Annotated in this window: 18 protein-coding genes and 1 pseudogene; 12 read left to right on the forward strand and 7 right to left on the reverse strand. The window is 55.3% G+C overall.

Annotation, left to right across the window (positions count from 1 at the left end; translation table 11 throughout):
* Positions 1-243 (forward strand): annotated as a pseudogene (locus tag BLT47_RS09450) (IS256 family transposase); the annotation flags it as partial.
* Positions 244-983: 740 nt separating this feature from the next.
* Here the strand turns inward: BLT47_RS09450 and BLT47_RS07125 are convergent.
* The 3 genes from BLT47_RS07125 to BLT47_RS07135 all read right to left on the reverse strand — a co-directional run bounded on the left by BLT47_RS07125 (position 984) and on the right by BLT47_RS07135 (position 4482).
* Entirely contained in the window at positions 984-1646 is a 663-nt protein-coding gene (locus BLT47_RS07125) for a response regulator (protein WP_074663236.1), read from the reverse strand.
* Positions 1647-1706: 60 nt separating this feature from the next.
* A complete protein-coding gene (locus BLT47_RS07130) occupies positions 1707-2732 on the reverse strand; it encodes a sensor histidine kinase (protein WP_143021809.1) in 1026 nt (341 codons plus the stop codon).
* Positions 2733-2973: 241 nt separating this feature from the next.
* Complete coding sequence (locus tag BLT47_RS07135; protein WP_074663242.1) at positions 2974-4482, reverse strand: ROK family protein; 1509 nt, start codon at positions 4480-4482, stop codon at positions 2974-2976.
* A gap of 658 nt (positions 4483-5140) precedes the next feature.
* Here BLT47_RS07135 and BLT47_RS07140 point away from each other — a divergent pair.
* The gene (locus tag BLT47_RS07140; protein WP_074663245.1) at positions 5141-6712 is read left to right on the forward strand and encodes a xylulokinase; all 1572 of its coding nucleotides are present in this window, start codon (positions 5141-5143) and stop codon (positions 6710-6712) included.
* 311 nt (positions 6713-7023) lie between these two features.
* Here BLT47_RS07140 and BLT47_RS09350 read toward each other — a convergent pair whose 3' ends face one another.
* Entirely contained in the window at positions 7024-7350 is a 327-nt protein-coding gene (locus BLT47_RS09350; protein WP_074663249.1) for a hypothetical protein, read from the reverse strand.
* Between the two features lie 189 nt (positions 7351-7539).
* Here BLT47_RS09350 and BLT47_RS07150 point away from each other — a divergent pair, with 189 nt between their 5' ends.
* Entirely contained in the window at positions 7540-9066 is a 1527-nt protein-coding gene (locus tag BLT47_RS07150) for an alpha-N-arabinofuranosidase (protein ID WP_049620419.1), read from the forward strand.
* Positions 9063-10436 carry an MFS transporter gene (locus tag BLT47_RS07155; RefSeq protein WP_049620420.1) on the forward strand — a complete coding sequence of 458 codons (1374 nt, stop codon included), beginning with the start codon at positions 9063-9065 and terminating at the stop codon, positions 10434-10436. The genes BLT47_RS07150 and BLT47_RS07155 overlap by 4 nt, the downstream gene beginning before the upstream one ends.
* Before the next feature lie 284 nt (positions 10437-10720).
* Here BLT47_RS07155 and BLT47_RS07160 read toward each other — a convergent pair whose 3' ends face one another.
* Together BLT47_RS07160 and BLT47_RS07165 are read right to left on the reverse strand one after the other, a co-directional pair.
* Positions 10721-11737: a LacI family DNA-binding transcriptional regulator gene (locus BLT47_RS07160; protein WP_049620421.1), complete on the reverse strand. Its 1017-nt coding sequence runs from the start codon at positions 11735-11737 to the stop codon at positions 10721-10723.
* 99 nt (positions 11738-11836) lie between these two features.
* On the reverse strand, positions 11837-13129 hold the full coding sequence (locus BLT47_RS07165) for an aldose epimerase family protein (protein WP_074663252.1): 1293 nt from the start codon (positions 13127-13129) through the stop codon (positions 11837-11839).
* Between the two features lie 579 nt (positions 13130-13708).
* Between BLT47_RS07165 and BLT47_RS07170 the strand changes: the two genes are divergently transcribed.
* The 7 genes from BLT47_RS07170 to BLT47_RS07200 all read left to right on the forward strand — a co-directional run bounded on the left by BLT47_RS07170 (position 13709) and on the right by BLT47_RS07200 (position 22930).
* Positions 13709-15415 carry an FGGY-family carbohydrate kinase gene (locus BLT47_RS07170; RefSeq protein ID WP_074663318.1) on the forward strand — a complete coding sequence of 569 codons (1707 nt, stop codon included), beginning with the start codon at positions 13709-13711 and terminating at the stop codon, positions 15413-15415.
* 17 nt (positions 15416-15432) lie between these two features.
* A complete protein-coding gene (locus tag BLT47_RS07175; protein WP_065415469.1) occupies positions 15433-16167 on the forward strand; it encodes an L-ribulose-5-phosphate 4-epimerase in 735 nt (244 codons plus the stop codon).
* A gap of 179 nt (positions 16168-16346) precedes the next feature.
* Entirely contained in the window at positions 16347-17855 is a 1509-nt protein-coding gene (gene araA / locus BLT47_RS07180) for an L-arabinose isomerase (protein ID WP_049620424.1), read from the forward strand.
* Positions 17856-18733: 878 nt separating this feature from the next.
* On the forward strand, positions 18734-19606 hold the full coding sequence (locus tag BLT47_RS07185) for a class I SAM-dependent methyltransferase (RefSeq protein ID WP_176764504.1): 873 nt from the start codon (positions 18734-18736) through the stop codon (positions 19604-19606).
* Positions 19607-19648: 42 nt separating this feature from the next.
* Positions 19649-20839, forward strand: a complete 1191-nt coding sequence (locus BLT47_RS07190; protein ID WP_074663258.1) for an ABC transporter substrate-binding protein — start codon at positions 19649-19651, stop codon at positions 20837-20839.
* Between the two features lies 1 nt (position 20840).
* Positions 20841-22127 carry a FecCD family ABC transporter permease gene (locus tag BLT47_RS07195; RefSeq protein ID WP_083330157.1) on the forward strand — a complete coding sequence of 429 codons (1287 nt, stop codon included), beginning with the start codon at positions 20841-20843 and terminating at the stop codon, positions 22125-22127.
* Complete coding sequence (locus BLT47_RS07200) at positions 22124-22930, forward strand: ABC transporter ATP-binding protein (protein WP_218122558.1); 807 nt, start codon at positions 22124-22126, stop codon at positions 22928-22930. The genes BLT47_RS07195 and BLT47_RS07200 overlap by 4 nt, the downstream gene beginning before the upstream one ends.
* A 232-nt stretch (positions 22931-23162) precedes the next feature.
* Here BLT47_RS07200 and BLT47_RS07205 read toward each other — a convergent pair whose 3' ends face one another.
* Positions 23163-24308, reverse strand: coding sequence for a LacI family DNA-binding transcriptional regulator (locus BLT47_RS07205; RefSeq protein WP_074663261.1), 1146 nt, complete (start codon positions 24306-24308; stop codon positions 23163-23165).
* A 239-nt stretch (positions 24309-24547) separates the two neighbouring features.
* Between BLT47_RS07205 and BLT47_RS07210 the strand changes: the two genes are divergently transcribed.
* Positions 24548-24922 (forward strand): L-rhamnose mutarotase, encoded by a 375-nt coding sequence (locus tag BLT47_RS07210; RefSeq protein WP_049620439.1) that lies wholly within the window; start codon positions 24548-24550, stop codon positions 24920-24922.
* The last annotated feature ends 5 nt before the right edge of the window (positions 24923-24927 follow it).

A 24927-nucleotide genomic window follows, 5' to 3' on the forward strand; every position in this document is an offset into this window, starting at 1 on the left:
AAGGCTACTCGGAATCGGATCCAGTTCACTAACGATGTAGCAGCGGTCAAGGCCTTATGGTTGATGATCGGTCATATCGAGGACCGGCGGGCCAGAAAACGCGAGAAACAAGCAGCTAAGCTGAGAAAGGGCAAACCCCGGGTCACTACCGGGTACATTGAAGGAGCACGAGCTAGTGGCTGGGGACAGGCAATCAACCAAATGATGGTAGCCTATCCCGAGCGCTTTGAAAAATATCAATAACCATCCCCCATACACAAAAATCTTGACACTCCCGTGTCCAATGGCGTATGGAACTTAGTAGCTACTTATTTCCGAAGTGTGCGCGAAACGCCCTGCGCTCATCCTCTGACGTGGTCTTCACAGAGAGAAAGCGTAGACGCAAGTAGCAAAGCTACCGGCGAGGAGTAATGGATCTCCTCGCCGGCGATAGTCAACACGGAATTACGTGCAAATCAGACCCATTTACGCAAGGACTTGATATCGAATAGGACTACAATGAATCCAACGAGCGCTAACACGCCAAGCAAGGGTCCATAAAACTTGAGTACATATATGTATGAAATATCCCGAAGTTTCGCGTAAATCCACGTCAACGAAAAGATAAGAACAACCTCTATGCCAAGTCCCAGGAAAGCTGATTTCCACCTCAACGGCCGTCGTTTACGATCGTGTTTTTCAGTCATGGTTCCTCCCCTCACGTTCGGACGAGCCTACTTACCTGCCGATGCATCGAACTCCGTACCACGCAAGTGAAACGGCTAGGTTGATGCCTCCGCTACGCAAGGCCGCTCGGCCCCCGAATTGTATGAAAGCGTTGGAGTTATAGGTTTTGAAATTTCCAACTGCCCCAATTGGGATATATCCAGGGTAAAGTGCAGGGTTGAGGAAGCTGTATCGACGAATGTTGGTTTTCGGTACTGATTTTGGTGGGTATAGGGAGCAAGACCGGGTGCAGGAAACTCGTCACAGAGTGGGTATTGTTAGGCCACCCCGGATTTTACGGCAGTGATAGCCAGTTCTGTACGACTCTGGCAGCGGGTAATCTCCAGCAGTTCGCTCACGTACGACCGCACTGTAGTCTCTGCTAGGCCGAGTTCGCGAGCAATATTTTTATTGGGCATGCCCTCCAGTAGGAGAGTGAAGATGGGCTCGAGGCGCGAAGGTAGATTTTCTACGGCAGCTACAAAATCGGCGTATTTTTTACGGTTCTCCAATGATCCTTGGTAGACCTCAGATAGTAGTTGTGTGGGAATTGCGGCCACTACGTTCTTTCCTTGCTTAGCACGTCGAATAGCGTATAAAACCTCTTCGGGATCCGAATCTTTGGTAAGGAATCCGTTTACGCCGGCTTTTAGAGCTCGGTCGAGAGCATCTTCTTCTAGGAAGGCTGTGAGTATCACGATCGGCAACTCTGGATGTAGGGCGCGAACGGCGCGTGCGGTTTCAATTCCATCCATCCCAGGCATGTCCACATCGAGAAGTAACACATCAACCATTTGTGGCTGCAGAAGCTCGAGCGCTTGCTTCCCGCTTGCCGCTGCCCACGAAACGCTGATGCCCTCAAGAGTGTTCAAAAATAGAGAGAAACTAATGCGGACGAGCTGGTCGTCATCTACAAGTGCAACCCTAATTTTGCTGCTCATTGCACCTCTCTTCCGACTCTAGTCTTCCGACTCTTGGTTCGTTCGGCTTTAACATACGGCTTACTTGTCACCGGGAATTGTGACGTGTGTGAACCATTGATTTGTTGGAGTGGTTCCCACGGCAAACTCTCCCCCTTGAGATTCCACACGCACCTTCAAGTTTGCTAGCCCGAAGCCACCACCAATATCGGGGGTAGATCCCTCGCTACATATGTCATTACTCATCAGAATCGTGAGTTCGCGGCTAGGCTCATTGAATCCTATGACGAGCCTAGCCTGACTGTTTTCAGGTGAATACTTTAGGACGTTGGATGCGCATTCGCGAAGCATGAAGTTTCCCGTCGCTAGCTGCCCGGTACTTAGTAGGCTCTCATCCAAATTAGGCATGGAGATTCGCAAGGTAATGTGCCGCGTGAGAAGCATTCCCTGGATTTGCTCAATAACGGTTGCCATAGGTTCCGTCTGGTCGGGTATGTTCATCGTTGCGATAAGTGCGCGGATGCGGCGCGAAGCATTGCGGGCAATATCTATTTGCACTTGAGATGCTTCTGCAAATTCGGGGTGGCGGATAGCAAAATCGCGAGCCAGCAGAATGATGTGGGCGAGGTCCTTCGCCGTGTTGTCGTGCAATTCCTGGGCAAGGGCGCGGCTCTTTGCAGCGCTCGTTTCCTGCGCTTTCCGAGCCGTATTTTCGGCATAAATCCGACGCTGTTTCTGCCACTTTAACGCCAGACTGAGGGCGAGTACTGTTACGCCTAGGAGCAGGGAGCTAGAAGTTTGTGGTTCGGAATCAGGTGTCTGTAGGAATATCGTTGTTTCGACGGCGAATAGAACGAAAATAGCAGCCACGACCCACGCCCGCATAACCCAGATGGCTATGGCCAGATAGATCGCCAAATCAAGCATTCTCTCCCCACGTAAACTGAGGAGTTGACCGAGAAGGAAGATCGAAATAAAAACTAGCTCAAAGCGCGGTGATTTGGCTGAGAGCGCCAACGATCCGGCGAGTAGCATCGCCAAAATAACCCGTGGCGCCGAAAATGCCGCCATTCCAGTACTTGTGCTGTAAATATCAAAGAAAAGCAAGAACAAAGTTACTATCGCGTGTGCACGTGCGGAGGCAGGCGATGTAGGCTTTGCCAATTTCCCGACCATGTCCACATTGTTGCACGATCGCGCCAAATGTGCATCTAAGGTTTAAATGGATGCGCAAGGCAGAAGTAAGGGCTGCAGTATTGGCGGTGCTGCGGTGCTGCGGTGCTGCGGTGTTGGCGGCGTTGCGGTCGTTTTTGCGGTCGGTGTTGCTGGAGGTGTTGCATGCGGCGGGTTAGTCGAAGGAAATGGGGATACCGTATTCGTGCCAGCGTGCGGGGTGGTTGAGAATCTCCGCGAAGCCGGCTAGGCAGCCGCCGCGGGAAGCGGCGAAATCCCCGAAGGCACTGGTTTCGATCTGCACGTCCTCCCAGCGCCGGCCAAGTACACGGTACTCAATTTCGGCCTTCATAATTATTTCAAGCCGGTGGTAGAGGCGCGCGAAATTCCCGCCCAAAACTACCAGGCGCAAATCCAATAGGTTCAAAACGTTGGCGATCGTCGTACCTAAAGCTTGGGCGCAAGCATCGATAGCGGCACGGGCGCCCGGATCACCCGCATCGAAAAGACGCGACAGCTTCGCCAGGCTCATTTCCTTTCCGCCTTCCGTGCCCGCCGCATAGCCAGCATTCCGCACAATCGAATCAAAACCTGCATACTGTTCCAAACAACCATTGGAACCGCAACGGCATTTCGGGCCGGAACGGTCTACGCACATGTGGCCGATTTCGCCGGCCCAACCGTGGTCGCCAGAAAAGAGCTGACCCTCGAAAAAGATCGCCGCACCCACGCCGACCTCCGCGGAAACGTACAAGAAACTCGAGTAGCCGGCGCGCACGCCGGGGCGGGAAAAGAACACCGAAAAAGCGGCCGCATCTGCCTCATTAATCACCCGGAAATGCCCCGCATCAAACCCTGGAAAATCCAGCAAAACACCTGCGTCCACATTCTGCCAACCCAGGTTTGGTGCGGTAACGATCGTGCGCCTATCCGTATCTACCAGCCCGGGCACGCACAACACCGTGCTTAGCAACTGCCCGGCCGGCAACTTGCTCGCTTCTTCGCCCGCTAGCCGAGAAATCCAGGCCAATACCACCGCCGGATCCGAACCGCGTGAATCAGACCGTTCGAGGCGCGATGTGAGCACATTTCCCGCCAAGTCGAGGGCGTAAATCGCTACGTATTCCAGGTTGATTTCCAAGGCCAGCACGATGTTCTTGCCCGGCTGGGCGGCTAGTGGCGCTGCCGGCCGCCCCACCTGTGGCCGCACCGGTTCCAACTCCTCAATCATGCCTGCCGAAATCAACTCGTCAGTAAGGCGGGAAACCGTTGCCCGCGTGAGTCCGGTACTTTGTGCCAACTTCGCGCGGGAAAGGCCAGTAGCAGTTTCCGGGGCGGGTAAATTGGAGGGCCCTGCGGGAGCTTCATCAGGGGTTTCGTTAGTGCCCGCTACGGGGGTGGGTAAATCGGGTGAACCTTCGGGAGTCTCGTGGGGAGTTTCGTGGGGAGACGCTAGGGGAGCCGCGTTGGGAGATTCGTTAGTGCCCGTTACCGGTGCGGCGCTCGCCTTGGCTGCTTCGCGTAACTCGGAGGCTTCCTCCGGTAGTGTCGCGTGAGCCTCTCCGGCCGAAGGCACAGAAGTAATAGTGGGATCGGCAGTAGCAGAACCGGCCGCGAGGATATTACAAAGAATGAGACGCAAATTGTCTTGACGAATCGACGTCGCATTCTTGCCGGGTTTCATGCTGTGATCCTTTCCAGGCCTCGCACACTGTACATATGTATGACTTCTAGATATGTGACTTCTAGATGAAAAAACCGCCGTAGACAGGCTCACCGAGCCGTCAGTATTTCAGCATAAACGAAAAGAACTAAGACCATCCAATTACCTGCCACAATAGGACGTGGCGGCAAACCTTTTGTAGCGGAGAATACTGCGGCGGGCACCTTGGTAACGATATAGCGGGCGCCTTGGTAACTGTGGCCAGCCGCGCCCTGATTTCAGCTCCGCATGGCATTGAAAAACGCGGCTCAATTGGTTAGTTTTACTTAAGAACAAAGTCCCGTTGCGGGGTAGTCTGCCGCGTGTTGGCTTGCCGGTTTGCTGCACTGTTGGGGTGCCGTACTACCCCGGTTGCCAGCTCACCGGCTTGTCAGCTTGCCGGCGGCCGTCCTATCGGTTTGCGCGGTGCGTGCTATGTATTTGCGCGCACCAAGTAAACAGCGCCTAGCAAGTGGTGCCTGCCAAACGGCACCACGCAAACGGCACCTAGCAAAGGCGCCTAGTGAACGGCGTCAGGTAAGCGGCGTCAGGCAAGCGGCACGTTGTATACAGCACGTTGTAAACAGCGAACAGCGTAGCCGCAGGTGCCCTCGCATGCGGTACGGCCCGAAGGAGCGCCATGCAAGAAGCCAAACATTCCAAACAATCCCCGCAACTAGTGGCCGGGGTTGATTCTTCCACGCAGTCCACCAAGATTCTGATTGTGGACGCCCGCACGGGTGCCACGGTTCGCGAAGGCCGGGCCGCGCATCCGACCGGTACGGAGGTAGACCCGCAGGCCTGGCTCACCGCTTTCCGCGAGGCCGCTGCCCAGGCGGGCGGTCTGGCCGATATTAGCGGCCTTTCCATAGCCGGCCAACAACATGGCATGGTGCTTTTGGACGCCGCGGGCGAAGTAATCCGCCCCGCCCAATTATGGAATGACACGAAGTCAGCGGCCGCTGCGCGCGCTCTTACCGCCGAGCTGGGCGCCGAATTTTGGGCCCAAGCTGTGGGTTCCGTGCCGGTTGCCTCGCTCACGGTAACGAAACTGCGCTGGATTGCCGATAACGAACCAGAAAACGCGGCCCGCATCGCCGCGATCTGCCTCCCGCACGATTGGCTCACCTGGAAACTGCGCGGCACCACCGATATTCGCGCTCTCACCACAGACCGTTCGGACGCTTCCGGCACCGGTTACATGGATTGTGAAACTGACGAATACCGGTATGACATCCTCGCCCACGCCCTGCGGATTACCGAAGCCCAAGCCCGGCAGCTCGTGTTGCCGCGCATCGCCGCCCCCTACGAATCCGTGGGGTGCGTACATCCACAGTTTTTGGGGGAGAAAAGCACAGCTACGGCGTCGGGAACTGAACCGGCGCCGAAAGCTGAAGCTACGGCGTCGGGAACTGAGGCGAACTTGCCGGGAACTGCTCAGCCGAAAACCAGTGTGCCGGTGTTGCTGGGCCCGGGGGCTGGCGATAATGCGGGGGCGGCTTTGGGGCTGAATTTGCGGCCCGGGCAGGCATCGATTTCGATCGGAACTTCCGGGGTGGTGGCAGCGATTGCCGAACATCCGGTGCGTGACGCGCATTCCGGGGTCACCGGTTTTGCGGACGCGAACGGAGCATGGTTGCCGCTCGCCTGCACGCTCAATGGCGCGCTGATTCAGGATTACTTCTGCGAACTTTTGGGCGTGAGTTTCGAGCGTTTGGGGGAGTTGGCGGAGCAGGCCGCGCCCGGTGCCGGTGGGGTCACGTTGGTTCCTTATTTTGCGGGGGAGCGTACGCCCAATTTGCCGCGCGCTACCGCGAGTTTGCATGGTCTTACCCCAGATTCGACGACGCCGCACAACTTCGCCCGGGCCGCCTACGAAGGTCTGGCATGTTTGCTCCGCGGGGCTTTGGAAGCTTTGCGGGATGGCGGTTTGCATATCGAGCGGGCGATGCTGATTGGCGGGGCCACCCGCTCGGCAGTTTTGGCGCAGATCATGGCGGACGTGTTACAGATTCCTTTGGATATACCCCGCCCGGGTGAATATGTGGCGCGCGGGGCGGCTCGCCAGGCCGCGCTGGTATGCGGGTTCGACGTGAGCGCTCCCGGCTGGGAACCGGAGATCACGGAAACTATTACGCCCGGTCCGGCAAACCCGGCTTGGCCGCGCTACCAAAAACTCGCTGCCGCTATTGCCCACGCGCAGGCGGAGTAACACGCGCAGGCGGAGCAATTGGCGCAGGTGGAGCAATAGGCGCAGGCGGAGCAATAGGTACCTGGCGGAGCAATATGCGCAGGCGGAAGAGTAGGCGCGCTCCCCTCCGCGAAGCCGTATCGCCGGCGCTATGGCCCGCACTCGCGGGCAGGCGGTGGCGAGCAGCAGGCTCTTAAACGGTTCCAGCCGGTAAACGGGTAGTGCCTGCGTGCTGGTAATGGGTAATTGCATATGGATGCGAGGTAGGGGCCGGTTTAGTCCGAACTAAACCGGCCCCTACCTGTCGTTGTGTGTAACCGCGAAGAGCTTGGCTAGCCGTTCAGCGTTTGCCTAGTAGCAAGCCCAGCGCGTTGAGCGGCGGCTTCTTCGATTTCTTCGAGACTCTTGCCGCGAGTTTCAGGAACACGCAAGCGCACGAATGCCACGCCCAGTGCACACACCACGGTAATGGTTAGTGGCATAAACACGCTATGTTTTAGTTGCCTCGACATAAAACGGTAGAAAACAATCTCAGGCGTGAGACTAGGAATATGCGTGTGCGCCCGATCGTTTAAAAATTCTGCGCGGCGGGACGATTCGCCCGAAGAATCTTGTAGAAATGCCCCGTTCGTGGGTTGGATGAGAAGCCGTTCGGCCATTTACGAATTCCGGGGCTATCCTCTTTGAACACGTGGAGTAAGAGCGATAGGCAGACTGCGTCGAAGTTATTGGGACTAGACTTCGCCACGAGCGCATGTTATCGTTAACATTACCACGGATCAAAGATGATCTTCGCAGTAGGTGGGCAGTATGTCGGCTCGCCTCTTAAATTTCTATGGGAGGCTTCAATGGCGAAACTGCATGTAGATCCTAAATATGTGAACGCTACCATTAACGAGCTAATTTGGGGGTCGTTTACTGAGCACTTAGGCCGATGCATTTATGGAGGGCTTTTCCAGCCCGATCACAAAACTGCGGATGAGAAAGGCCTGCGTCAGGATGTGATTGATGAAATTAACGAACTCGGGATAAGTCTAGTGCGCTATCCAGGCGGGAACTTTGTTTCAAACTACAACTGGAAGGACGGTATTGGACCAAAGGAAGATCGCCCGCGAAGGCTTGAGTTTGCCTGGGCAACCATCGAGCCCAATCAGTTTGGTATTGACGAGTTTATTGACTGGGCTCGAAAGGCAAACGTTGAGCCTATGATCGCCGTAAATCTTGGTACGGGCACTCCCAAGGAAGCGGCGGAACTTGTCGAGTACTGCAACCATCCGGGTGGGACGTACTGGAGCGATCTTCGGCGAAAGAACGGCCATGAGGAGCCATACGGCATCAAGTACTGGTGTCTTGGGAATGAAATGGAGGGAGATTGGCAAGCCGGGCATCTTAGCGCTGAGAACTATGCGGACAAGGCGCTCGAAGCTGCGAAGATGATGAGATGGGTTGACCGAGACATTAAGCTCGTCGCCTGCGGTAGTTCCTACCATGTACTTCCTGAATACCTGGAGTGGGATAGGATTGTTCTGAATAAGCTTTATTCGCAAATTGACTATCTTTCCACTCATTTTTATGCCTCGCGTGGAGGGAGCGAGGCTTCTGAATTTATCTACGCATGGCACGCTCTAGACGAGCATCTCAGTAATTCCGAGGCTGTTCTCGATTTCGTGAAGGGGAAGCGAGGCGAGACAAAAGACATTCCGGTATGTCTCGACGAATGGAACGTCTGGAACTTCTCTGATCTCAAGATTGATGGACCAGATGATCTGCTTGGTGCTACAGAGTTGGAGGTTACATCAGCGGAAAGGTGGGAGGAAGCCCCGCCTATTCTGCAGGAAAAATACACGCTTCTAGATGCATTGACGTTTGCAGGTTTAGGGATGACCCTGATCAACCATGCAGACCGCGTAGAGATTGCATGTCTAGCCCAGTTGGTAAATGCTATCGCTCCAATTACTACGAGCGAGGAGGGTGGAATCCTACGGCAAGCGATCTGGTATCCGCTCCGTGAGTTTACGCAGCGTGGACGCGGAGAGGTGCTGGATTACAGGCTGGAATGTACGAAAGTTACGGTCAATGAACGGGAAATTCCAACTGTGTATGCAGCAGTAGTGCGAAATCCGGAGACTCGCGAATTGACTATCTTCGTATTGAACGCAAATCTTGACGAATCTGTTCCGCTTGAAATACAAGTAAGTGGGCACGATTTCAAGATTACGGGCGTGCGTAGGCTAGAAGGCGAAAAGCTAAATAGTGTTAATACGTTTGAGAATCCAAACGAAATCTCTATGAAGGAAATGGGCTCTCGCGATCAATCTGGTGTGGATTTGCCGCCGGCGTCCTTCTCGGTTGTAACTGTGGGGGTAGCAGAATGAGCGAGACCAAACCAGGCCCAGAAGCGAAAATATACGGTTTCAAGGGTGAGATTAAAACTTGGAACCGGATAGCATACGGCGCTGGCGATATGGCTGTCAATATTACCTGGGCCGCGCTGGGAATGTTTATTGTATTCTTCTATACCGATGTAGCTTTCATTCCCGCGACGGCTGTTGGAACTCTGATGCTACTCGGCAGGGTTTTTGATGGCATTACAGATGTAATTGTGGGAGCTCTGGTAGATAAAACCGATACCAGGTGGGGGAAAGCAAGGCCTTGGGTCTTGTTCGGCGCGATCCCGTTTGCAGCGTTTTCCACCTTACTCTTCGCAGTTCCGAATACGTCTGTTTCGGGGAAACTGCTATATGCGTATGTAACTTATCTCCTGATGACTCTTGCATTCACTGCGGTCTGTATTCCATATGGAACCATTAATACACTGATGACGCGTGACATCAACGAAAGAGCAAAATTGAACGTTTACAGAATGTTCATGGCTCAAATCGGGTTCTTGCTAGTAACTACTGTCACTCTGCCGCTGGTGAAGCGGCTGGGGAACGATCAGCGTGCGTGGGTTATTGCGTTTGCTATATTGACGAGTTTATCTGTCATTCTATTCTGGTTCACAGTCGCCGGCACCCGGGAAATCAGAGCGGCTCGAGACGAAGGGCAAGAGAACTTACCCCTTAAAACTAGACTGAAAGCAATGTTCGCTAATAAGTACTGGATTTTAGCGACAGTTTTCTTCCTTGTGTTTAGTGTGGGTTACGCGTTAAATCAATCTGCTTTGGTTTACTACTGTAAGTGGATATTGGGGAATGAACAACTCGTGTCTGTACTCACGTGGGCATTCCTGGTTCCGGTTATGGTTGGATTTCTATTTTTGCCGCAACTTATTAGGCGTTACGGTAAAACGAAGCTAATGATGGTGGGGGTCGTCATTTCATTGATAGGTCTTATCGTGATGGCGGTTGCCCCTGCGAGCTTCACTGTTGCCGTGACCGCTCAGATTCTCAAGGGGTTGGGGCAAGTCCCACTACTGGGGATTGTGTGGGCTCTTTTCCCGGACACGATCGAATACGGAGAATGGAAAACCGGTATTCGATCTGAAGGCTTGCTATACAGCTCGGGAAGTTTTGCGCAGAAGCTTGGTATTGGAATCGGAACCGCCCTGATGAGCTGGATCTTAGGCATGGGCGGATACGATGGGGCGGCTTCTGTACAGACCGATGGTGCTATAAGCGCGATTTTATGGTCGTTTATTTACATACCGATGATCATGTTTGTCCTACAGGCAGTAATCTTGTACTTCTACGATATTGACAAGAAGCTTCCAACAATTATGAAGGAGTTGAGCGAGAGGCAGTAACGCAATCCTATCCACATTTTCCGACTGTAGAATGGTGAAATGCTTTCGCCATTTAGTGTTTCTCCCGCAAGGAGTAACCAGGCTACGGATTTTAGTAACCACACCCCAACTGCCCGATTACGGTTAGTCGTGGCGCATGGAAACGGGGAATAGGGGAGCTCTTTAGCGAGCTAGGGATCTATGTTTATCAGCCCTGTTCGCATAGAGCTCCCCAAATTCGTCTTCTGCTCCGCAACCCGAGGTGCCATTCGGGGCTACCATTAGCACATCTAGGCGTTGCTGGGTCAGACCTTCTTACGGGCGGTGGACTGCCGTACTACAAGATTTGCAGGGATCGGTGTGACATCTGGGTCCTTTCCTTCTAACAAAGCGAGGGTGGCTTCGAGGACGCGATGACCGAGCTCCGTGAAGTCTTGAGTAATAGTGGTGAGGGCCGGGCTGTAGAATTCAGATTCAGGCACATTATCGAAACCGATCACGGAAATGTCCCCAGGCACATCAATGCCAGTGGCTAGAAAAGCCGCTAGTAGCCCGAGTGCCATTTGGTCATTAGCGGAAAAAACAGCGGTAGGACGGTCTTCCGGAGCGAGCGAAGAAATCCAAACGCCAGTATCGTAACCGGCGCGGGGACTCCAGTCACCTTCGATAATGCGCGGAGTAATGCTAGCAGTTTCGCATTCCGCAATTGCGGCTTTTCTACGCCACTGTGCGTCGGTCCAGTTATGCGGTCCGGCCAAAAGGAGAATATCAGTATGGCCCAGCTGAATGAGGTGGCGGATGGCTGTGCGGGCTCCGCTACCCTGGTCTACCGAAACACTTGGTAGATTAGGTACGGAATCCACGGGTGGCCCAACCATAATGATCGGCGTATCGGTGTCGAGATGACCGGCGTAGCGCGATAACGATTCGCGGGCGCCGATAACGATAATGGCCGCGACCGCTCCGTTCAAAAGATCGTCAATGGATGCGGCAAATTCTTCCTCTGCGGCTTCTCGAATCGACGCGATGAGAACCGCATATCCGTGAGATCTAGCTACTTCCGAAATAGTCGCGAGCGTACGAGAAGGTCCATACAAGAAAGAACCAACGGCAATAACGCCGATCGTTCTAGACTGCGCCGTAACTAAAGCTCGGGCAGCCAGATTAGGGCGGTAGCCAAGTTGTTCAATGGCAGCCTCGACCTTTTGTCGGGTGGTTGGGCGCACACCTTCAAAACCATTGATAACTCGGGAAACTGTCTGATGGGAGACTCCGGCAACCTTAGCAACTTCGGCCATGGAAGGCCGCCGGTGTTTCCGCATTTGTGTCTCCTACTGGATCTAGCCCTCAAGTTCCTGCTCCAGAAACCAAAGGAAATATTTGTTATGGAAGTACAGCATCTGGATAGTAGCTACATGTAACTACCCTTTGAAACTTACGATATTCCAGGTAGCTGTATGCCGTGAACCGGGCCCGAGCTGTACGAGTCCAATTTTACTATTGAACGCATTTGCCGGGCATGTCATTGCCTCAATAGCAATTCCGGTCCGATCGGGGAAGCCTGGCTTGCCAAGATCCGCCGTAAAAACTTGCACCCATGGTAATGCACTGACATCCCAGGACACCTGACAACCCTGACCATGTGGGTCTATGATGCGGGCGCTTGCGATGGCCGGTGCGTTGCGATCAGGGGTACCGGGCTTAGCTTTTGAACTATTTTCGAGTGCAGCTGCGGCCGTTTCCGAGCCGTTGGCAAACAGAGCGGTAAAGGCGTGGTCGATCTTGGAACCTCCTAGGGCTTTGCCAGCACGGAAATCAAAGGCTCCGCCAGCAAAACTTGCCGCATCATGCAGAGCCCGTGGCAAAAGCCGGTCCGGGGTAGTTTCTAGAACCTGGCTGGCTGGAAGTTCCAACTTCCAATCGTCTACCGTCCCCGTACCGCCGCGCACGTACGGATGTGTAGCAATTCCATAAGGAACAGCCTTGGTCCCAATATTGGTGGCCGTAACTTGCCACGTAAGGCCGGAAGTCGCATCGAGTGTGAAAGTTGCTAGTAGCTCCAAAGCGGAAGGATAAGCCTCTTGCGCGGAGACCACTGCCCGCCAGACCATATGGCTTTTCGCCGGATTCACAACCGCGCTGTTAGTTGGGGTACCAGTAGGAGAGGTGTCAGCAGGCGTTGCCGTAGCACCGCGATCGCCGCCCGGTTCTACGAATCCACGTAGCTCATAGTTACCACTAATCTCCATGAGTTCCCAGTTCAGCCAGCAAGCTAGGCCGTGGCTGGCGTTATTGCGTTCTGGTTCGTTGATTGCCGCCTGGTAGTGCTGGCCGGCAAATTCGTAGCGGCCGGCATCGATACGGTTTGGCCACGGGGCCAAGATGGCGCCATGAAAAGCGGGCGGCACTAAATCAAGCGGCACGGGCACAATCAAATCCCGTTCCCCATAGCAAAGCTCGCGCAAAGTGGCGCCTACGCTCCCAACCGTGGTTTTATACTCCCCAGCAAAAATCGTGGCCGCACTCCCGCCGGCAGGTATACCAACCGAGGCTTGCCGCATAGGGCCGGCAACGGCCGGCGAAATGAAACCGGCTGAATCGTGCGCTGTACGCTCCGTAGTGGCCGAATTACCAGCGTCCACAACGGCTGGATTGCCTCCTCCGGACGCGGAATTACGAGAACCGGCGTGCGGCGTCGGACCTTGAATGTGCATGGAGCCTCCTGGCGCTGATTTGGGCACAAATGTGCCTCCATTCTTTCACGCGAAGCACCATGAGTGTGTAGCAAGAGCGAGTTGCCTATGCCTCGAAACCATATGCTCCTAAATGCTGTCTCACCGCAGCTCGCCCGGCACAGCTCGGTGTAGAAGATGGCCGTTTGGTTGGAGTGAAAGCTTTGGGCCACTACGGCAGGAAAACCTGAGGTAATTCCAAGGGCAGCTTTCGCGAAATCTCCGCGCCGTAAAACCGGTTTTCGTGGTGCTCAAAATCTATTCTAGTGTTAGCGCTGCGCAAATCGGACGGAAATGAGCGCTTGCATTTTTCTAGATCCTGGTGCATCATCGGTTAAAACCGAGGTGTGAGCGCTAACAAACAGGCGGGTGTGCGGGATTAAAAATCCTGCATAGTGCCCCGCCAGCCGCGATTTCTAATCGAATCGCTGGTAAGCGCAGTTTCACGTGGCCTGCCGCCAGGCAATAACCACGCCAAGAGGGGTGTATGCGCAACGGTCTATTGCGCCGGCCCTGGATTTTAGAACGCGGGAACTCGAAGGGGAGTTTCAGGGAGTTTCAATGGTGAAAGAAATACAAAGGCCTGGCCCGGCCGCAGAAATTAGCGCCGGGCAAGCCTCGCTGGGAATCGAATTTGGTTCCACCCGAATTAAAGCCTGCATTGTAAGCCAAAGTGGCACGCCACTGGCCACCGGTGCCCATGAATGGGAAAACGAAATAGTTGACGGGCACTGGAGTTACCCGTTAGCCAGCGTACAAACCGGTATGCAAGCTGCATATGCGGATCTATTGGCCAGTTGTGAGGAACGTTATGGGGTGGCCCCGCGAAGTTTTGCCGGGATCGGTGTTTCGGCGATGATGCACGGCTATCTTGCTTTCGACGCTGCCGGCGAACTGCTGGTGCCTTTCCGTACTTGGCGCGATACAACGACGGCGCAGGCCGCGGCAGCGCTGACCGAAAGATTCGGGGTGAATATCCCGATGCGGTGGTCGGTGGCACATCTCTATCAAGCAATGTTGGACGGTGAAGAACACGTTTCCCGCATTGACTTCCTAACCACATTGGCCGGTTACGTGCACTGGCAACTCACGGGCCGCAAGGTACTCGGGGTGGGAGACGCTTCCGGAATGTTTCCGATCGCGGCAAACGGCGCCGGCTACGATCCAAAGCTATTAGCAAGCTTCCAGGAGCTGATAACAGACCTTGCTGGTAGCGCGCCGGTAACAGTGCCACGCAAGCCCCTGGGCGAGTTACTTCCGCAAGTTCTGTTGGCTGGGGAGGAAGCCGGCCGGCTTACTGCCTCAGGAGCTGCCTTCCTGGATCCGAGTGGCACTTTGGAGCCGGGGGTGTTATGTGCACCGCCGGAAGGCGATGCGGGTACCGGGATGGTGGTAACAAATGCGGTACGGCCACGTACTGGCAATGTTTCGGTAGGTACTTCGATTTTCCTCATGGCCGTACTGGAACGTCCCTTGCGTCAGGTTCACCGCGAAATCGACCCGGTCACCACGCCTACTGGAGAACCGGTAGCAATGGTGCATTGTAATAACGGTGCCGATGAGTTGGCAATGTGGATGGATCTTTTCCGAGAAGTAGGTGAGGCCCTCGGTGGAGAGATAGCAGATCCTGACGCCGTCTACCGGCGTATCTTGCCACTCGCGTTGGAGGGTGCACCTGATGGGGGCGGGTTGCTTGCCTTCAACAATATCTCGGGCGAGCCAGTAACTGGTTTGGAATCGGGCCGCCCGGGTGTACTCCGCGCTCCCGGATGCGTGTTTACCTTACCGAATTTCATGCGCTCGCAAGTGTTTTCGACTTTTGCCGCACTGGCGCTGGGTTTAGAAGTGTTGGCTACGGAAGACGTGGAGTTAGATGTGCTTTCCGCCCATGGCGGGGTGTTTAGAACGCCCGGAGTAGCGCAAAGGCTTCTCGCGGCGGCGGCCGATACTCCGATCACGGTTGCTGAAGGTGCCGCCGAAGGCGGGGCCTGGGGTATGGCCATTTTGGCTGCCTTTGCCGCCCGGGAAAATGCGACAGTGCGGGGCAGTACCTCTGCGCTTGGTGCAGATCCGGGGCAGAGCGATGCCGGCCAACGTTTGCAAGAGTTCCTTTCTGGGACGGTATTTGCGGCCTCTTCGGCCACGACGATTACTCCCTCTGCCACTGATCGGGAAGGTTTCGCGCAGTTTTTGGAGACCTATCGGCAGGCTTTGCCGGTGCAAGAAGCCGCGGTTAACGCAATCGCGGAACGGGTAATAGCAGCCTAGATGTGGAGGAATTGAATATGAGCGCGAAGGCGCAAGGGTATACCGCGAGCAAAAGCCTTACCGCATTTTCGCCCGCGGTACAAGAAAAAGTTGCAGTGGCCCGCCAGCAGGTGGCAGAACTTCACGGGGAACTTACTCGATATGACCTAGTGGTGTGGACGGCAGGGAATGTTTCGCAGAGGGTCGTCGTCGGGAGCGAACCGAGTTCCGCGGATTTACTGGTAATCAAACCTTCCGGGGTGCGGTATCACGAACTTGCGGCAAGCAATATGGTGGTGTGCGATTTATATGGGCAGTTGGTGGATGGCCAATACGCACCCTCGTCGGACACCGCGGCGCACGCGTACGTATACCGGCATATGCCGGAAGTAGGCGGGGTCGTACACACGCACTCCACTTATGCCACGGCGTGGGCGGCGCGCGGGGAGGAGATTCCCTGTGTGCTCACCATGATGGCTGATGAGTTTGGTGGGTCCATTCCGGTGGGGCCGTTTGCGGTGATTGGTGACGATTCGATTGGGCGGGGAATTGTGCAGACGTTACGCGATTCGCGTTCGCCGGCGGTGCTGATGCAAAACCACGGGCCGTTTACCATTGGCGCGGATGCGACGGCGGCGGTGAAAGCGGCGGCCATGGTGGAAGAAGTGGCACGCACTGTGCATATAGCCCGCCAAGGTGGGGAACTGATCCCGATCGACTCCGAAAAAATTACACAACTCTATAACCGATACCAAAATGTCTACGGGCAATAGTAGGGAGACGGTAGCTATGCGGGTAGCTGTGCAGTGCGAGGCTACCTGCCATCTTTACCCGGACAAAACTTCCAAGGGAAAACCTGCTGGTATGCAGGGTGTACACGCAACTAACTCTGTAGCAAATCCTAAAACCTACTAAAAACCCGCACCGAAACTAACAACAAAAGGAGCGAAAAATGCGCAACCCATTTGCGGAGAAGGAAATTTGGTTCCTCACCGGATCCCAGTTTCTTTACGGACCGGAAACCTTAGAAGAAGTGGCGGCGCAATCGCAGACGATCGCCCGCACCTTAGACGAATCTTCACACACCCCGATCCGTATAGTGTGGAAGCCGGTACTTACTACTTCCGAGGCGATTTTGCGGACCATGCTAGAAGCTGGCACGAATGAGAAAGTGGTGGGCGTGATTGCATGGATGCATACATTCAGCCCAGCGAAGATGTGGATCCGCGGCTTGGAATCTTTGCGTAAACCGCTATTGCATCTGCATACCCAGATTGATGAAAAGATGCCCTGGGAACGCATGGATATGGACTTCATGAACCTCAACCAAGCAGCGCATGGAGACCGAGAATTTGCATATATCTTGACCCGCATGGGCGTGCGACGCAGCACTGTAGTGGGTCACTACACGCATGAAAAAGTGCAGCGCGAAGTGGGCGTGTGGATGCGCGCCGCAGCCGGTTGGGATGCAGCCCAGAACATGAATCTGGTACGTTTTGGCGACAATATGCGTAATGTTGCCGTGACGGAAGGTGATAAAACCGAGGCCGAAATTCGCTTGGGTGTTTCCGTTAATACTTGGGGTGTAAATGACCTGGTTGAGGCCGTGAGCAGGGTGGACGACGCCGCAGCGGAAGCGCTGTGTGCCGAGTACGAAGAACTGTACGAGGTGCAACCGGAATTGCGGCGAGGTGGGGAACGGCATGATTCTCTGGTTTACGGTGCCAAACTCGAGATCGCAATGCGTGGCTTCTTGGAAGCTCACGATGCCGGTGCCTTCACGGATACTTTCGAAGATCTCGGCGCCTTACGCCAGCTTCCGGGGTTGGCAGTGCAAAGGCTCATGGCCGATGGGTATGGCTTTGGGGCGGAAGGTGATTGGAAGACGGCTGTACTGATCCGCATTGCCAAGATTATGGGTTACGGCCTGCCCGGTGGAGCTTCCTTGATGGAAGACTATTCCTACAATTTGGTGCCCGGGGAAGAAAAGATCCTCGGCGCGCACATGCTGGAAGTATGCCCGACCATTACGCAGGAAAAGCCGCGCCTGGAGATCCACGAGCTCGGAATCGGCGACCGGGAAGATCCGGTGCGTCTGGTATTTACCGCCACTCCAGCTGAAGGCGTGGTAGTGGCGATGAGCGATATGCGGGACCGTTTCCGGTTGGTTGCAAACAAAGTACAAGTGGTGGATCCGGATGAGCCGCTTCCGAATCTGCCCGTGGCACGGGCCGTGTGGCGCCCGCTTCCCAATTTTGAAACCTCGGTGAAGTGCTGGCTTTCCTCCGGCGCCGCCCACCACACGGTGCTCACCACCCAAGTGGGTATTGAAGCCTGGCGAGCCTTCGCAAATATTGCGGGGATCGAACTAGCAGAGATTGATGAAAACACCGAAGTGAAGCAATACCAGGATGCCCTGCGGTGGAACCAGGTGTACTACCGGATTGAACAGGGATTTTAGCCGATTGGTGAGCGCGGCTACCCGCACCGCTAGTAGGTTATAAATACAACGCAACCGGCCAGTTTCGCTGTCATTGGAAACAATGACGCCGAAACTGGCCGGTTTGCTGTGGTAGGTAAGCCAATTTGTTTTGCTACCTCAAGGGGCCCTGCGCGCTAACCCGCGCGTCCGGATTTGTGATTTGTTGCGTTTCCACAACCTCGTTCAATCAGTCAATTGATTCGCGTAGTCTTTTCGGGTACGCTCGAGCCATAACGGTCAGAGTTCTTAGATTCTGCGTGTCCCGAAGGTCTGCGTGCGCGGTTGCGAGGTCGGATTGTAGGCGCGGTTTGCAGTCGCGTTTGGGGAAACATGACTTGTAGGTCCGTTTGTGCAGTCATGTTTTTCCGTGCGGGGTTTGCAGGCCTGCCGAGCCGGGTTTGCAAACCGGGGTCGCCTGCTTGGTTTGTACACTCAGCTTGCGAGCGCTATTCGCAAGCGTGCCACGCGGTAGATTTTCGAGAGTCTGGGAACTCGCGTTGCGTTAGAGCACTCCGGGTATTGGCACCGGGCACGGGGATCCGGTGCCAATACCCGGTATGCAAAAGCTGGATTGTAACCATACAAAACAGATAACCGCGGCCGGGGCTCCAAAACACGTGGGGCCCCTCGCCAGCTTTCTGCCTTCCAGCAACTCGTACCACTTTTCGCACCACTTTCTAGTCCACGATCGCCCCACTTACCAGTAGAAAATCGACGACGAGGATTCCATGCACAATGATTACCTCGCGGCATCGCCGCACGCTGCGCTGCCCACTGGGCCGCAGAATTCGCCGCACACTTTTTCATCAAGCTCATTTTCACCAAGCTCACCCCCACCCACCACACCATGGGACGGTTTGGCAGACTCTTTCTTGGCACGCCTGGAAGCCCGCGAACGCGACCATTTACTCGAATCGCTGGCAAACCTGCAGATTATCCAAGGCGGGGAAAGCGTGCTCGATATTTGTTGCGGCCCCGGCTGGCATCTCAAACAGCTCGCCGGCGGTAAAAATTCCACGCGCAACGAACGTTTCCCGCAGGAGCCGATTTCTCGCGGGGTAGGGATAGATTCCTCCGCGCAAATGATTGCCCTCGCTCGCCGTGACTGCCCGCCCAACCTCGAGTTCATTCACCAAGACTGGGCCGCGCCCCAGGTTTCAAGTGCCGATGCAGCTTCTCAAAGTGCCGATGCAGATTCTCAAAGTGAGGATGCCGGGGCATATAGTGCCGGGGCGCAAAGTGAGGATGCCGGGGCGCTGGGCGCGAGGAAGTTCGACGTCGTAATCGCTAACCGGTGCCCGGCCATCCAAAGTAGTGACGACGCCGTTCGCATGGAAGCGCTCTCCACCCGCTGGTGCGTGTACGCCACTCCCATATACAAGCATGTGGATATCTTGGAAACGATATTGGAACACCTGCCTACCCCGGTTCCACAAGATACCTCCGCGGGGCAGGCACGATTCGCCCAGGTAGTGGGCGATCTCTTGGCGCGCGGCCGGCGCCCCCAACTGACTTACTGGCACGATGTTTCCACGCGCCACCACACGCGGGAAGAAATCAAACGCGAACTGGCTATGCACGCCAAACAGTACGGCCCGGGCTTTAATGCCGCGATTGATGCCGCATTTAGCCCTACCGAAACCGTAGAAATTCACCACGAAATGCGCTTCGCACTCGCGGCCTGGCGGGTTGATGGCAAAGCAGCCACCGCGCACCTAATGGAGGAATAAAAGACGCACGTAACGAGGCGCACCTAACGGAGGACTAAAGAAATGAAACGAAAAACCTGGAATGGTCTACTTGCACTGTTGTGCGGGCTAGCGCTCGCAATAACCGGCTGTGGACAATCCACAAACGATACCGCGGGTACGGCCACAAATGGTGCGGAATCCGCGCAAACAAGCGATTCGCAAACCGCGGAGAGCGGTACGCGCACCGTCGTCGACAATGTGGGACGCACGGTGGAAGTGCCAACAAAAGCTGAAAATATAGTTGCGGTTGGTTCCATGGGGCCGCGCATGATCTCCTACATGGAACTTGTGGATAACTTAGTGGGCTCCGAAGACTGCGATCAGGAAGGAGCCAAAGCGCTTCGCGACTATTCCGTGGTCTACCACGAAAAATTGGGCGCCCTACCGTCAATTGGCAAGGGCGGCGGCAGCGGAGTGAATAATGCTTACGCCGAACCAATTATTGAGCTACAACCGGATGTTATTTTTGCGGGTTTCGATAAGGAAGCCGCTGACGAATTGCAAAGGCAAACCGGTATCCCGGTAGTGAGTATCCGCTACAAGACGGTCGGATTCTTTGAAGATACTGCATTTGAAGATTCTTTGCGCCTAATCGGGGAGATCACGGATCGGGAAGAACGGGCGGAAGAAATCGCCGATTATATTGCGGAAATCAAAGCAGACCTTGCCGGCCGCGTAAAAGATGTACCGGAAGAAAAGAAAAAGCGGGCCTATACGGGTGCCGTAACCTGGAGCGGCCAACACGGATTTGCCTACACCTATCTTGATTTCCCGCCCTTCAATGCCGTCCAAGCAAATAATGTGGCCGATGTACTCAAAGAACAAGAAGAGTACAAGCAAGGTGCGATGGGCGTGGAACTCGATTGGGAGCAAATCCCAGAATGGGATCCGGAAGTTATTTTCCTGGATCCGGGGAGTATGCACCTGGTGAACGAAGAATACAGCGCGCGCCCAGAATACTTTGAATCCTTGCGAGCCGTACAAAACGACGAGGTTTACACCATGCCCTCCAGTAACCACATGGGGCCAAATGTTACCTACCACCTGATCAATGCTTATCATGCGGGCAAGGTGCTTTACCCCGAACAGTTCGCGGACGTAGAGCTAGCCGAAAAGGCCGGCGAAATTATGGAGAAAATGCTCGGCCAAGATTTCTTCACCGAAATGCAAGAAGCCGGGCTTACCTACGGCAAACTGAAGATCGGTGCATAAAATGGCGCCGGAAAACCAGCCCGCCGCACAGCCTGGTGCCGCGCGGCGCCGCTCCGGGCGCAAACACCACCCAGAAGATTGGTGTAAGCCCGCGGAAAACCGGGCACCAGCTTGCGGCGGCGCTGCGCCCACCGAAGCGGCCGAACTTGCCCACGCCGTGCAAGTAGCAGAAGCGGCACAGAATCCTGCCGCGCGGGTAGCAACCCGTTCCGAAGCAGTTTCGCCCGCCGCCCACCCGCACGCCGATATTCGCCGCTATTTTGCCCGCAAAGTGGTAGTGCTAATCGGCATGGCCATAGCGGTCTTATTAGCGGCCGGCCTCGTGCTCAAGGCGGGCTCTTCGGGCTTGAGCATCGCCGAAATTTGGGAGGGGATAACCAACCGAGATAGTGGCCGCGAAGCCACGATTATGTGGAACCTGCGTTTACCGCGCACGGCCTTGGCGATCGTCGTCGGCGCCTCTTTGGCAGTTGCCGGAGTGATCATGCAGAGCGTGCTCCGCAATCCGCTGGCCTCCGCTTCCACCCTGGGTGTTTCCCAGGGGGCCGGGTTTGGCGCAGCGGTAGCAATCATCTACTTCGGAGCCGGCAGTCAGATTAATTCGCCAAGCGGCGCCGCGGTTTCCGTGGGTAATTCCTACGTGGTGGCCACTTTCGCCTTTCTGGGCGGGATTGGCACCACGGCGATCATCCTCGCCATTTCGCGAATGCGCCGCGTTTCGCCCACCGCCATGGTCTTAGCGGGCGTGGCCCTGAGCGCGGTTTTCAACGCCGGCACCTCCCTGGTGCAATATTTTGCCGACGAAGTACAGGTAGCCTCCGTGGTCTACTGGACTTTCGGGAGCCTAGGCCGGGCCAGTTGGAACCAAATCGGGCTCATCGCCGCCCTGCTCGCCGCAGCACTCATATTCTTTATGGCAAACATGTGGAATTACAACGCGCTAGAAAGCGGAACCGCCACCGCGAAAAGCCTCGGCGTAAATGTTGACGTACTCATCCCCGTAAGCCTGGCGATTTGTGCGCTCATTTCTGCAATCTCCGTGGCATTTTGCGGAGTGATCGGGTTTATTGGGCTGATTGCGCCGCATATGATGCGCCGCCTGGTAGGTAACGATTTCCGTTTCCTCATCCCGGCGACGGCGCTATGCGGGGCCGCCTTACTCTTGCTGGCCGATGTAGCTTCGCGCACGCTGATCGCTCCTACGGTTTTGCCAATCGGCGCGATTACTTCAATTGTGGGCGCCCCGATTTTCCTGTATCTGCTGCTACGGCGAGGTTTCAACGAATGACGAACGTAATGATCGAAGCTGAAAATATTCGTTTTGCCTACGGCCGCCACCAAGTATTACGCGGAGTTTCACTAAGCGCCGGAAGTGGGGAATGCGTGGCCGTGCTCGGGCCAAACGGCGCCGGTAAAAGCACTTTCGTAACCTGCCTGAACGGCCTGCGCACGCCCGCACCCGGCAGCGGTAAAATCCGGATCGCCGGGAAAGACGTAGCCGCGCTCAACCGCGCCGAAATCGCCCGCACCATTGCCTACGTAGCGCAAGACACCCCAATCTCCCGGATGACGGTATACGACTGGGTAATGCTCGGCCGCAAACCATACATTCGCTGGGCCGTATCCGAAAAAGATACACAACTATGCCTAGACATGATCGACCGAGTGGGAATGACCGCTATGCGCCTACGCCGCTTGGCCGAACTCTCCGGCGGCGAGAGACAAAAAGTATTATTGGCCCGCGCGCTCGTACAAGAACCAAAAGTGCTCATCCTGGACGAACCCACCAGCAATCTCGACCCCAAAAACCAATACGAAATGATGGGATTGGTACGCCGGCTCGCCCAAGAGCGGGGGTTTACGGCCGTCGTCGTACTACATGATTTGAACCTCGCGCTACGTTACTGCAACCGGTTTCTGTTTTTGCGCGAAGGGCGCGAGTTCGCTTACGTGGACGCGGCCGGCGTGACCGGGAAAATCATTTCCACCGTGTATGACGTGCAGGCACGCATACTTTTCGACGACGCCGCCACCCCCGCCGGCGGCGAACCACGCCGCCTCGTGAGTATTGACGAAGTGACGCAACCGTAGCGGCCCCTCCTAACAGTTCCGCAGTCTTTTCTGAACGGAGGCGAGCAAGTGACCTGAGCTTAGACGAGCAAGTGACTAAGCTGTACTTCGCCGGGAGTTGTGCGGCGTCGGGATGTGACATCATGGAGCTCATGACAAAGCAACCCGATGCCGCACCGGGTTTTAACCCGGCGCAAAACGCGGAACCGGAACCTCACGGCTACGAGGAACCGCAACCTGAAGAGCCGCTTGTTTAAGACCGCGTGGAAGCACGGATCAGGCGCGGCGGTGCAGTGGATTTACGGACCACGAGCTGCGGCATAAGGGTGCGATGTTCTATTTTTTCCTCCGCAGTGAGGAGCATATCTGCGGCTTCGTAGCCAAGCTTCTCCGTATCTTGGCGGACGGTGGTGAGTGGGATCGAAGTCTGCGCGGCGATAGGAATATCGTCGAAACCCACGAGTGAAACCTGTTCCGGGATACGCACTCCGGCGTCGCGCAGGGCCGTCATAGCGCCGAAAGCTATCTGATCGCTAGCACAGAAGAAAGCTGTGGGGAAATTTGCTGGTAACTGCGCGAAACCGTCCGCGGAGCTGGGCGTAGAAGCGTCCCAGAAGGGAAGCAAGCCGCATTTTTTGAGCAGATCTTGCACAGCCACGCGGGCTTCAGCGGCGTCGAACCGGGGAATCTCCAGATGCGAAAGTCTCACTTGTCTACTTTGGGAACTCCGTGAATGCCCGGAAGATTCGATTGCGGATAAAGCGCCACTGAGCCGGTCACGGGTTTGCCGCAAAGACTTCGGTCCTGAAATAAACAGGATATTGCGATGCTCAAGCTCAACCAAATGCTCGACCGCAAGGTATGCACCCTGAAAGTCATCTACCGCAATAGAAGGGATTTCGGGATTCTTCAGACGCGAATCTAGGAGCAAAACAGGGATGCCAGAATCGCGCAGCGAGCGTATATGATCCGTCATAGAACTCGTGGGCGTGAGAATAATACCGCGCGGCTTATAAGTGGCAAATGTTTTGAGAACTTCCTGCTCGCGCCGGGAATCCTCCCCAGTAGAAGAGACAGCTACCAGAAGCCTCTCGGGGGACAAACGGTTTTCGATGCCAGCAACCACGCCAGAGAAGAAGGGGTTTGTAATATCAAGTACGATCACTCCGACCATATTTCCAACCCCGCGGCGCAATGATTGCGCCGCCACATTAGGCTGATAGTGCAGATCCGCCATCGCCTCTTCCACGCGTTGGGCGAGTTCCGGATCTACCGACTCGCGCTTATTTATCACGTTTGAAACGGTGCCCACGGAAACCCCGGCTAGCTTCGCAACATCTTTGATACGTGGTTTGTTAATACTGGGCCCACGGCGTTTACGTGTTTTTCCGGAACTCATATTCTCCCCAATCACGCGCAACCAGCTGTGGCGCGGAGGCTAAACCGCGGCTTGCACGGAATGTACCGCGCCAATTCGAGGCGCGATTGATAAATCCGCACCCGTGCAGGTCACGTCTAGATGTTCTGCTAATCCAATAATTCTAGCCTTGACAGTTCTTGATCGCGGCTCCTATAGTTCAAATGAATCGATTCACGTGAAACGATTCATCGGGCAGGAAAATCTAAGAGGTGAATGCCATGGGCAAAGATGCCGTGGAAAAACGCGCCCGCCAGATTCTTGATAGTACATCTCAAAAATCTTCGCACCGCCGGTGTTTCCTTTTGCGAGTGAAACCGGAGCGTTTGGATGAATACCTAGATGTCCATCAGGCAGTGTGGGCGGAAATGCGCCAGGCCCTCACGGAGGCGGGATGGCGGAATTATTCGCTATTCGTGCAGGTAGAAACAGGCATGGTAGTGGGATATTACGAAGCTGAAGACGTAGCTGAGGCAGACCGCGCGATGGCGGCAAAGGAAGTTAACACGCGCTGGCAGGCAGAAATGGCGCAGTACTTTGTGCAACCCAATGGCGGTACCAACAAAGTACTGCCCCAATATTTCTATCTTCCCTAACTGGC

Origin of the sequence: Actinobaculum suis (genome assembly GCF_900102025.1) — a bacterium.
In the GTDB taxonomy this organism is placed as follows: Bacteria; Actinomycetota; Actinomycetes; order Actinomycetales; family Actinomycetaceae; genus Actinobaculum; species Actinobaculum suis.

Bases quoted from the DNA above. Each gene is read 5' to 3' on its own strand.
- BLT47_RS07170 (WP_074663318.1), top strand. From the start codon at position 13,709: ATGGTGAAAGAAATACAAAGGCCTGGCCCGGCCGCAGAAATTAGCGCC.
- BLT47_RS07155 (WP_049620420.1), top strand. From the start codon at position 9,063: ATGAGCGAGACCAAACCAGGCCCAGAAGCGAAAATATACGGTTTCAAG.
- araA (WP_049620424.1), top strand. From the start codon at position 16,347: ATGCGCAACCCATTTGCGGAGAAGGAAATTTGGTTCCTCACCGGATCC.
- BLT47_RS07125 (WP_074663236.1), bottom strand. From the start codon at position 1,646: ATGAGCAGCAAAATTAGGGTTGCACTTGTAGATGACGACCAGCTCGTC.
- BLT47_RS09350 (WP_074663249.1), bottom strand. From the start codon at position 7,350: ATGGCCGAACGGCTTCTCATCCAACCCACGAACGGGGCATTTCTACAA.
- BLT47_RS07160 (WP_049620421.1), bottom strand. From the start codon at position 11,737: ATGCGGAAACACCGGCGGCCTTCCATGGCCGAAGTTGCTAAGGTTGCC.
- BLT47_RS07200 (WP_218122558.1), top strand. From the start codon at position 22,124: ATGACGAACGTAATGATCGAAGCTGAAAATATTCGTTTTGCCTACGGC.
- BLT47_RS07190 (WP_074663258.1), top strand. From the start codon at position 19,649: ATGAAACGAAAAACCTGGAATGGTCTACTTGCACTGTTGTGCGGGCTA.
- BLT47_RS07135 (WP_074663242.1), bottom strand. From the start codon at position 4,482: ATGAAACCCGGCAAGAATGCGACGTCGATTCGTCAAGACAATTTGCGT.
- BLT47_RS07205 (WP_074663261.1), bottom strand. From the start codon at position 24,308: ATGAGTTCCGGAAAAACACGTAAACGCCGTGGGCCCAGTATTAACAAA.
- BLT47_RS07175 (WP_065415469.1), top strand. From the start codon at position 15,433: ATGAGCGCGAAGGCGCAAGGGTATACCGCGAGCAAAAGCCTTACCGCA.
- BLT47_RS07210 (WP_049620439.1), top strand. From the start codon at position 24,548: ATGGGCAAAGATGCCGTGGAAAAACGCGCCCGCCAGATTCTTGATAGT.
- BLT47_RS07165 (WP_074663252.1), bottom strand. From the start codon at position 13,129: ATGCACATTCAAGGTCCGACGCCGCACGCCGGTTCTCGTAATTCCGCG.
- BLT47_RS07150 (WP_049620419.1), top strand. From the start codon at position 7,540: ATGGCGAAACTGCATGTAGATCCTAAATATGTGAACGCTACCATTAAC.
- BLT47_RS07195 (WP_083330157.1), top strand. From the start codon at position 20,841: ATGGCGCCGGAAAACCAGCCCGCCGCACAGCCTGGTGCCGCGCGGCGC.
- BLT47_RS07140 (WP_074663245.1), top strand. From the start codon at position 5,141: ATGCAAGAAGCCAAACATTCCAAACAATCCCCGCAACTAGTGGCCGGG.